This window comes from Streptococcus sp. 27098_8_23, from assembly GCF_041432195.1.
Classification (GTDB): domain Bacteria; phylum Bacillota; class Bacilli; order Lactobacillales; family Streptococcaceae; genus Streptococcus.
Window position 1 is genome coordinate 121,425 of sequence record NZ_JAPVZF010000004.1, and the last position, 10,199, is coordinate 131,623.

5 protein-coding genes and 1 pseudogene are annotated in these 10,199 nt (G+C 40.4%); all 6 read left to right on the forward strand.

Features of this window, described 5'->3' with window-relative positions; translation table 11 throughout:
* The first annotated feature begins 72 nt into the window (after positions 1-72).
* Positions 73-765: a TIGR02206 family membrane protein gene (locus O3652_RS07235; RefSeq protein WP_371590218.1), complete on the forward strand. Its 693-nt coding sequence runs from the start codon at positions 73-75 to the stop codon at positions 763-765.
* A 143-nt stretch (positions 766-908) separates the two neighbouring features.
* A complete protein-coding gene (locus O3652_RS07240; RefSeq protein ID WP_371590219.1) occupies positions 909-2,453 on the forward strand; it encodes a peptide chain release factor 3 in 1,545 nt (514 codons plus the stop codon).
* A gap of 136 nt (positions 2,454-2,589) precedes the next feature.
* Positions 2,590-3,951, forward strand: coding sequence for an AAA family ATPase (locus O3652_RS07245; protein ID WP_371590220.1), 1,362 nt, complete (start codon positions 2,590-2,592; stop codon positions 3,949-3,951).
* Positions 3,944-4,819 (forward strand): DUF4435 domain-containing protein, encoded by an 876-nt coding sequence (locus O3652_RS07250; protein ID WP_371590221.1) that lies wholly within the window; start codon positions 3,944-3,946, stop codon positions 4,817-4,819. The genes O3652_RS07245 and O3652_RS07250 overlap by 8 nt, the downstream gene beginning before the upstream one ends.
* A gap of 430 nt (positions 4,820-5,249) precedes the next feature.
* Positions 5,250-5,587: pseudogene (locus O3652_RS07255) on the forward strand (peptide chain release factor 3); the annotation flags it as partial.
* Between the two features lie 839 nt (positions 5,588-6,426).
* Positions 6,427-10,199: accessory Sec-dependent serine-rich glycoprotein adhesin (locus O3652_RS07260; protein ID WP_371590222.1), on the forward strand; the 3,773-nt coding region annotated here is incomplete at its 3' end.

Consider the following 10,199-nt stretch of genomic DNA (forward strand, 5'->3'; position numbering starts at 1 on the left):
TTGAAAAATCGCTTTTAATTCGCTATAATGGTTAAACTAGAGAATAGAAAAAATAAGAGTTAGGATAGAAATATGTTCCATCAATTTATCACCAGATCTCAAACGGTTCCTCCTCCCATTTCCCTCTTTTGGTATGGGATTATGATGCTTACTTTAGTGCTTTGTATTTATGGAGCACTTGCTTATCACAAAAATCCGAAATTTGTTCGCTTGTTTAAGGGAATTCAGATCCTCCAGTTGCTAGCCCTATATAGCTGGTATGTTGGCTTTGGGATTCCATTTTCTAATAGCCTTCCATTTTACCATTGCCGTTTGGCTATGTTTGCGGTGGTTTTCTTGCCAGATAAATGGCGTAGCAAGCAATATTTTGCCCTCTTAGGAGCAAGTGGAGCGGTCTTTGCCTTGGTTTACCCCGTTTTTGACCCCTATGATTTCCCACATATTACCAGTTTTTCATTTTTGATTGGGCACTATGCCCTTCTAGTGAATTCCTTGATTTACTTGATGAATCACTATGATAAGACCTTGCTCAAGAAATATATGATTGTAGCCTATACCTTTATCCTCAATCTCTTTCTAGTTGGGGTTAATCAGATGACGGGTGGAAATTATGGTTTGTTAAACAAGACACCTTTTATTCCGGAGGCTCCCTTGTGGTTAAAATACCTTCTTGTGTCCGTCATCCTTTCGCTGGCTCTGGTTCTCTTTGATATCTTGTTCAAGAAACGGTGGCAAAAGAGAAATCAGGCGCAATCTGTGCTCTAGCTTGCCTTTTCATCGGATGAGCAATTGAAAAACTCCCCAAAATCCGATATAATGGAGAGTTGAAAGGAATAGTACAATCCAATGTAAAAATTATTCTTAGCAACTGAAACAACTAAAAATAGAGAATCAAAGAAAGAGAACTTATGACTATTCAAGAAGAAATTAAGAAACGCCGTACCTTTGCCATCATCTCCCACCCGGACGCGGGGAAAACAACCATCACTGAGCAGTTGCTCTATTTTGGGGGCGAGATTCGTGAGGCTGGTACCGTAAAAGGGAAGAAAACAGGGACTTTTGCCAAGTCTGACTGGATGGATATCGAGAAACAACGTGGGATTTCGGTTACTTCATCTGTGATGCAGTTTGACTACGATGGCAAGCGCGTCAACATCCTCGACACACCAGGGCACGAGGACTTCTCAGAAGATACTTATCGTACCTTGATGGCGGTGGATGCTGCGGTCATGGTCGTCGACTCTGCCAAGGGTATCGAGGCCCAAACCAAAAAATTGTTTGAGGTTGTCAAGCACCGCGGCATTCCAGTCTTTACCTTTATGAACAAGTTGGACCGTGATGGTCGTGAACCACTAGATCTCTTGCAAGAACTAGAAGAAGTCCTAGGTATTGCGAGCTATCCGATGAACTGGCCAATCGGGATGGGGAAAGCCTTTGAAGGCTTGTATGACCTTTATAACCAACGCTTGGAGCTCTATAAAGGGGATGAGCGTTTTGCCAGTCTAGAAGATGGAGATAAGCTCTTTGGAAGCAATCCTTTCTACGCTCAGGTTAAGGACGATATCGAACTGTTGCAAGAAGCAGGAAATGAATTTTCAGAAGAAGCTATTCTTGCAGGAGAATTGACTCCGGTCTTCTTTGGTTCAGCTCTTACTAACTTTGGGGTGCAGACCTTCCTTGAGACCTTCCTTAAGTTTGCTCCAGAACCACATGGACACAAGAAAACAGATGGCGAAATTGTGGATCCTTATGACAAGGATTTCTCAGGATTTGTCTTTAAAATCCAAGCCAACATGGACCCTCGTCACCGTGACCGCATTGCCTTTGTCCGTATCGTATCGGGCGAATTTGAGCGTGGGATGAGTGTCAATCTCCCTCGTACTGGTAAAGGTGCCAAACTGTCTAATGTTACCCAGTTTATGGCGGAAAGTCGTGAAAATGTGACCAATGCCGTGGCTGGAGATATCATCGGGGTTTACGATACAGGTACTTATCAGGTTGGAGATACGCTAACTGTTGGGAAAAACAAGTTTGAGTTTGAACCACTGCCAACCTTTACTCCTGAAATTTTCATGAAAGTTTCTGCTAAGAACGTCATGAAGCAAAAATCCTTCCACAAGGGAATTGAGCAATTGGTGCAAGAGGGAGCCATTCAGCTTTATAAGAATTACCAAACAGGCGAGTACATGCTAGGGGCTGTCGGACAACTCCAATTTGAAGTCTTTAAGCACCGCATGGAAGGCGAGTACAATGCAGAAGTGGTCATGAGCCCAATGGGTAAAAAGACTGTTCGTTGGATCAAGCCTGAGGACTTGGACGAGCGCATGTCCTCAAGCCGCAATATCTTGGCCAAGGACCGTTTTGACCAACCAGTCTTCCTCTTTGAAAATGACTTTGCCCTTCGCTGGTTTGTGGACAAGTATCCAGATGTGGAGTTGGAAGAAAAGATGTAAAAAATAATTACATTACGCAGTAAAATAATTCTTCATGTTTTGACTGTTAGCCTCATGGTAAATTGATATTTTGGTTTATATTATAAGGTTAGAACGTTTGAAGAAAAAGTTTCAGAGTATGAAAGTGAGAAAATAAGTGAGTGAATTAAATAATTTTAGGATAAGTTCATTTTCAATTAATGGTTTGTTCGGAACATTTAATCATAGTGTTTTTTTAAAAGATGATGGAATTACTATTATTATTGGGAAAAATGGAATTGGAAAAACATACTTTTTGAATGCCATTGATAATTTTTTTAGCCTTAAGTGGGAGTTTTTTATAGATTTAGAATTTGATTCAATTGAGTTTGTATTAAATGACGGCTCTCGATGGAGTGTTAACAAAGTAGAACGAGACGATAAATTATTATTTGAAATCAACGAAAGCGGAAAAAAAGAAGAATCCTTTGAATTTGATTTAACTATCTTGGAGAATATTTCAAAACGTTCTTATTATTCTCCATCAGATATCAATCAAAAGGCTATTGAAATATCTAAAATTATGCCTACAATAAATAAGATAAGTTATAATAGATTTTTAGATGAGGAAACTGGTCTCCAGTATTCAAGAACTGAACTAATTGAAGAATTTGGGAATCAGCTTGTTCAGAGAAGAGTTTATTCTCCTATTGAGAAAGAGAAAATAACAGGTAAAATAGCTAAAATAATTGATGCTAATAAAACAGAATTTGTTGAAACACAACGTATTTATAATATTGAAGATGGGGAACTAGCTACTCGAGAAAATATAACATACTATGCTAAAGAATTGGTTCGGATGATAAACGAAACAGAAAAAGAATACAATGAAGTATCAGTGAAGTTGGATTCGAATTTTGTTTTTGATTTAGTTAATTATTCCCAAAATAATCCAGTTGATGAACATAGTATACTTAATCGCTATAACGAATTGATTGAAAAAACTCAAATGTTATCAAGGATGGGATTATTATCTTCTGAGGAGAATCGAAAAGCGATAACTAGTGAGCAGGCAAAAGAGTCAGCAAATGCTATTGATTTATACATTAGAAATACAGAAAAGAAATTAAAGAAATATGATAAACTGAAGAACAATGTTAGTTTGTTCAAAAAAATAATCAATGAAAGATTTGAACATAAAGAATTGTACATTGATAGAGATAAAGGATTTTTAGTCAAATCAACATCGGAAGAGCAAAGAATTATTCCATTACATAAACTGTCTTCGGGAGAAAAAAATGAGTTTAACCTATTTTTTAAACTAATATTTTTGACAGACAGAGACTCAATTATTTTAATTGATGAACCGGAAATTTCATTGCATGTTGAGTGGCAAAATGCCTTTATACAGGATTTGCAGGGAATTATAGAAAAAAATAACTTTAGAGTGATTATAGCAACACATTCACCAGATATTATTGATGACAACTGGGCACTTACTAATGATTTAAGTGGTGTTTTGGAGAGTTCGAATGAATAGTATGATTAATGGAATGAATTCAATAAGGTATCAAAATCGTTATAGAATGTCTGAAAATAATAATCAATTTCAGGTTTATGTTGAAAGCGAGACAGATGTTATAGCGTATAGAAAATTTTTTTCTATAAAACATAAAAATATGAAATTTGTTCCAGTAAAAGGGTGGGAAGAAGTAGTCAAACTTGTCACTACTTCTGATCTAAACGTAGTTGAACAACGGAGGACTATTGGAATAATAGATGCGGATTTAACTCATATTACTGGAGAGAACAGAACAAACTGTAATAGGGTCTTTTTGACAGATTATCATGATGTGGAAACTCTTTTTCTATCTTTGTTTAATATACAATCTTTTATCGATTCTGGTGAAATAAGAGAAGCGGAAAATCCTCTTGATAAAGCAAAAGAAATAAGTTTTGAAATTGGTTTATATCGTTATGTAAATAATAAAGACGGAGATGATAAATTTAAACTGAGGTTCAGTGGTCAAAATGGAAAAAAGAAATTACCATACTTCAAAAAGTCGTTTTATAAAAAAATAGATTCGATAAAAAAAGAGATTATTGATCTTCAGTATGATTTAAGTCCGGATTTTGTATCTAATAGAAAAAACTATGTTAAACTTTTAGAAGAAGAGATTTGCAGTATAAACAGAGAGGAATTAGAAGATTATCAAATTATTAATGGACATGATTTTTTACCAATTTTTATGAAACTATTTAATGATTCTGCAAAAGCGTATAATTTTGGAGAGGGTAAAGAAAGAGAGTTTTGGAATTTTATACTTCTAGTGGTTGATTCATATCACTTTCAACAGACTATCTTATATAAAGATATTTCAAACTATATCACAGAGAGTGTAGATTAAGTATCTCTATTGTACTGACCCCAAAAAGTTAGACAATTAAAAAAGAGGCAGGACAGAAACTACTTCTAGATATCAAAAAACGAGCATTTCCGTAAATGGAGATACTCGTTTTCCCATGTCATTATTTTTTCAGCTTAACTGTACTCAAGAATGAAATTGCTGTGTGGTTTTATTTTTAAGATAGTTTTTCGTTAGCCAATTTCTTGTAGGCTAGTGTTAACAAAATTCCCTAAACTCCGCCCCAATGTGGGACGGAGTTTAGGAGGGCTTTTAGGTCGCTAATCGGTAAACAGCTTCAGCATAGATATCCATTTTTTATTCTATAAAATTTTAAAAAAATTTTATAGATGGTAGAAAAAATGAATTTTTCTGAGATAAAGAGCTGGTTGAAACAAAAAAATCCCTTAGACTAGGAAGATTGCTCTAGTCTAAGGGAATGGAACGGTTGGTACAAGAAGGAACCATCCAGCTTTATAAGAATTACCAAACAGGTGAGTATATTCTAGGTGCTCTGTTGGACAACTCCAGTTCGAAGTCTTTAAACACCGTATGGAAGGCGAGTATAACGCCGAAGTGGTCATGAGCCCAATGGGTAAAAAGACAGTTCGTTGGATTAAACCAGAAGATTTAGATGAACGTATGTCTTCAAGTCGAAACATCTTGGCTAAAGATCGCTTTGACCAACCTGTCTTCCTCTTCGAAAATGACTTTGCTCTTCGCTGGTTTGCGGACAAGTATCCAGACGTAGAGTTGGAGGAGAAGATGTAAATCGTTACAAATGACTAGCAACACAAAGTTGCTATCATTTAACGGTAACCGCTATGGCGGTTTACCTAAACGCTTCACTAGGTAAAACCCACGAATGGTATCGATTCGTGGGTTTTGCCGTCGTAACATAAAGGAAGCGAACTAGCTAACTGCCTTACTAACTACGTTTGGCAAATAGAATCGATTTGCCAAACTCCGTGTCGTAGTGTAAAATTGGCTTACCTAAACGCTTCACTAGGAAGAATCCACGAATTTTATCGATTCGTAGATTTTTCCGTTGTAACGGGTAGTGAGAGGGCTAGCAACCTGCCTCACTAATTCATCGGCGAAAAATAATCGTTTTCGCCTCTTCGTGTCGTAGATTACGGCTATTAATTAGTGTGGCATTTTGCTTAAATGCGTCTTAAAAAACTCCGCGAATGGTTTCGATTCGTGGATTTTTTCGTTGGAAAGGCTAGAAAGTTACATCGGCTACCGGCCTCATTAATTCATTTGTGAAACTGCCTATAAATACTCTACTTCTAAAAGTCTGTGGATGCTATTGATTCATGGACTTTTTCTATATTTTGAATAAAAATCCATTCCTTAGGTAATTGGAATTATTTGCTCGATTTTTTAAGCATTTAGAAATGGTTTAAAAATAAATAAAATATGTTAACAGAACAATAAAATGAAGATTATATTGAAAAAACAGAATAGATTTGAAATCAAGTTATTTTTGAAATCATTTTCTTTCTTTAGGATATATTATAGATATTGAATTGTCGGTATATTTGGTATATAATAAGAAGATAGTATTTTATAGGTGAATAGATCTTTTTCAAGTTGAGGGGATGAACATGTTTTTTAGACGCCAGAAGGGTGAATATAGGGAAACAGACCGTGTAACTCGGTTCAAATTAATCAAATCAGGGAAGCATTGGCTACGGGCCTCGACTTCCCTTTTTGGCTTATTTAAGGTGATGCGTGGAAGTGCGGATACGAGCCAAGTAAAGACAGAAATGGTTGAAAAGCAAGAAGGTCAGAAGTTGACCGGTTTGGATGTTTTGAAAGGGATAGCAGCTACGGGGACGATCTTAGGTGGTTTTGCTGCGACGCAAACGCGTGTTTATGCCAATGATGCAGTCGCTGTTGAAAAGACTGTCGAATCAAAAGATACCCTGGCGACGAGAGATTCAGTAGTGCTAGGGACGACACAGGATCATCAAGATACTGCTAGCTTGTCTTTGTCTACTAGTCAAAGTCAGTCATTGTCAGAATTAAATTCGCAGAGTGCCAGTCAATCTGCCTCTACGAGCCAGTCCATCAGTGCCTCAAGCTCTTCTAGTATGAGTCAGTCGATGAGCCAATCTGCTTCTACTAGTCAATCTTTGGCAAACAGTCAAAGTGTAACTGCTAGTTCAAGTGAATCCCTTGGAACACAAAATCAAGCGAATAGTAATCTGTCAGAGAGAGCTTCAGTTGGTGTTCAAAGTCAGTACCAAGCAAGTGAGTCAGCTCGGGAGACAGTGAAAGAATCACAACCTTCAAAAGAATTAAAAGCAGTTGATTTTTCTACAGAATCCTTACCTCAAAGTCAGTCTGGTCGTGTAAAGAATGAAGGTGTGACGGCTGAATCGAGTCTGACTATGACTTCTGTAGCCTTGACAGAAAAGCAAAGTGAAGAAAAACGGAAGAAATTAGAGGCCTTGTCTGCTGAGATTGGGCAGTTTCTAACTCAAGCGCAGGGACTTCCAAACTCGGATGAGGCAATTGCCAAGGCTAGTCTAGCGAAGAATGAGATAGCAGAAGCCTTGAAAGGGGAGGCTTCTGACCTTGCTACTATCTTACAAAAAGCTACAGAAGTTCGAAATAGCATTGCAAATGCTGTGTTACGTGCCAACTCTGGACTTCGTGACAGCAGAAACGGACAAGCTTTGACCCAAGCTTCAAATACCGCTAGCTTCAGAGCTGCTAGGGATACAGAGAAGCCAGAACGAACACGAATTGTTACGAATGAAGGAGCTACAGTTGATGGTCAACTGATTAGAGTTTATCGTGAAGAACGTTTCGAAGCGACTTTTGAGTTCACTGATAATAGCGGACGAATTGAGCATGCGAGGGTTGAAAAGTATCCGACGGTTGCTTTAGTGCCAAGAGGCAAAACAGTAGATACGATTACTTCAAGTAATGTTAAAAACGATGTTCATACAATAACAACAACTGTTCCGACTGAAAAATTTGGACAAGATGGCAATGCAACTTCCACTAATCCTTTTAAAGTAACAGCAAGTGGCTCTATCAGTAAGTCAATTCAAGCAGGCGGTTTGTGGACGCGTTATATCTACACATATGACCAAGCAAATAATTATAATGGGAATGATGTAGATACAAATAAAAAATCTGTAACAGAAAATCCTGCAGCTATTCAATTTGTAGCTGTTGCGCAAACTGAAAAATATACAGCAGTCGCTAAAGGGAATTCATCTCAAACCTTAACTTTGAATTCTGGGCAAACAACCATTTCTGTTGGTGAAGCCAGTCAGTACATTACGAATGCAGCAGGTACTCCAGAACTTCCAACTACAGGAATAACTCCAGGTACTCAGACAACCTATACTTGGAAATCTGGAACCAATACGAATTTGTCTGCTGGTCGGCATACGTTGACTGCAGTGGTAACTTATCCAGATGGAAGTACGGATGAAGTAGAGATTCCGATTGAGGTTCGCCCTCAGACACCTAGAATTGAGGAACGTTTCCTTAACGAAAAAGGTGGTCTCACAAATCAAGCGATTACGGTAGATGGAGTGACTCCAGGTGGGACTGTTACTCTTACAATTGCAGGGGAAACATTCACCAAACAAGCAACGGGGAGCTCGACTAGTGTAACCTTTACTGCAAATGAGTTGAAGAAGGTATACGATCGTAATGGAGGACGACTTCCTAGTGGACCGGTGACTGCAAGTACGACAGTGAATGGTTTGGTTTCAGATGTGTTTAATGGACAAATCACGCCAAATCAAGCGTCAATTTCAGTAAGTAATAGCCAATCAGCGTCCGTAAGTTCGAGTCAATCTGCATCAGTAAGTGCCAGTCAATCCGCCTCAGCGAGTGCGAGCCAATCCGCTTCAGCGAGCGCTAGTCAGTCAGCGTCATTGAGCTCCAGCCAATCCGCTTCAGTAAGTTCGAGTCAGTCCGCATCGGTGAGCTCAAGTCAATCTGCCTCAGCGAGCGCTAGTCAGTCAGCCTCAGCGAGTGCGAGCCAATCCGCTTCATTGAGTGCTAGTCAATCTGCATCTGCAAGTTCTAGCCGGTCAGCGTCTGTAAGCTCCAGCCAATCCGCTTCAGCAAGCTCAAGCCAGTCCGCCTCGGTAAGTTCGAGTCAATCAGCGTCATTGAGCTCCAGCCAATCCGCCTCAGTCAGCTCAAGCCAATCTGTTTCAGCGAGTGCTAGCCGATCAGCGTCAATGAGCTCAAGTCAATCCGCATCAGTAAGTTCGAGCCAATCCGCTTCAGTGAGCTCAAGCCAATCTGTTTCAGCGAGTGCTAGCCGATCAGCGTCAATGAGCTCAAGTCAATCCGCATCAGTAAGTTCGAGCCAATCAGCTTCAGTGAGCTCCAGCCAATCTGTTTCAGCGAGTGCTAGCCGATCAGCGTCAATGAGCTCAAGTCAATCCGCATCAGCGAGTGTCAGCCAATCAGCTTCAGTGAGCGCTAGTCAGTCCGCATCAGCGAGTGCAAGTGAATCGGCTTCCGTAAGCTCGAGTCAATCCGCCTCAGCGAGCTCGAGTCAATCAGCCTCAGCAAGCTCAAGTCAGTCCGCTTCGGTCAGCTCAAGTCAGTCCGCCTCAGCGAGCGCAAGCGAATCAGCTTCAGCGAGCGCCAGCCAGTCTGCCTCAGTCAGCTCAAGCGAATCTGCCTCAGCGAGCGCTAGTCAGTCTGCCTCAGTGAGCTCCAGCCAATCTGCCTCAGTAAGCGCTAGTCAGTCTGCATCTGCAAGTTCGAGCCAATCTGTATCGGTGAGCTCAAGTCAATCCGCTTCAGCGAGCTCTAGTCAATCTGCCTCAGTAAGCGCTAGTCAGTCTGCCTCAGTAAGCGCAAGTGAATCAGTTTCCGTAAGCGCTAGTCAGTCTGTATCGGTAAGCACAAGTGAATCCGCTTCAGTCAGCGCTAGTCAGTCTGCATCAGCAAGCTCAAGTCAATCAGCCTCAGTAAGCTCAAGCCAGTCAGCGTCGGCAAGTTCCAGCCAATCAGCATCCGTGAGCGCGAGCCGGTCAGCTTCAGTAAGTTCTAGTCAATCCGCCTCAGCGAGCTCCAGCCAATCAGCCTCAGTGAGCGCCAGTCAATCAGCGTCTGTAAGCTCAAGTCAATCGGCTTCATCCAGCGCTAGTCAATCTGCGTCGGCAAGTTCGAGTCAATCGGCTTCAGTGAGTGCCAGTCAGTCTGCATCTGCAAGTTCGAGTCAGTCAGCATCTGCAAGCTCAAGCCAGTCCGCCTCAGTCAGCTCGAGTCAGTCTGCGTCAGCCAGCGCAAGTCAGTCTGCTTCGGTTAGCTCAAGTCAGTCAGCTTCAGCGAGCGCAAGTCAGTCTGCATCTGCAAGCTCCAGCCAATCAGCATCAGTAAGCTCCAG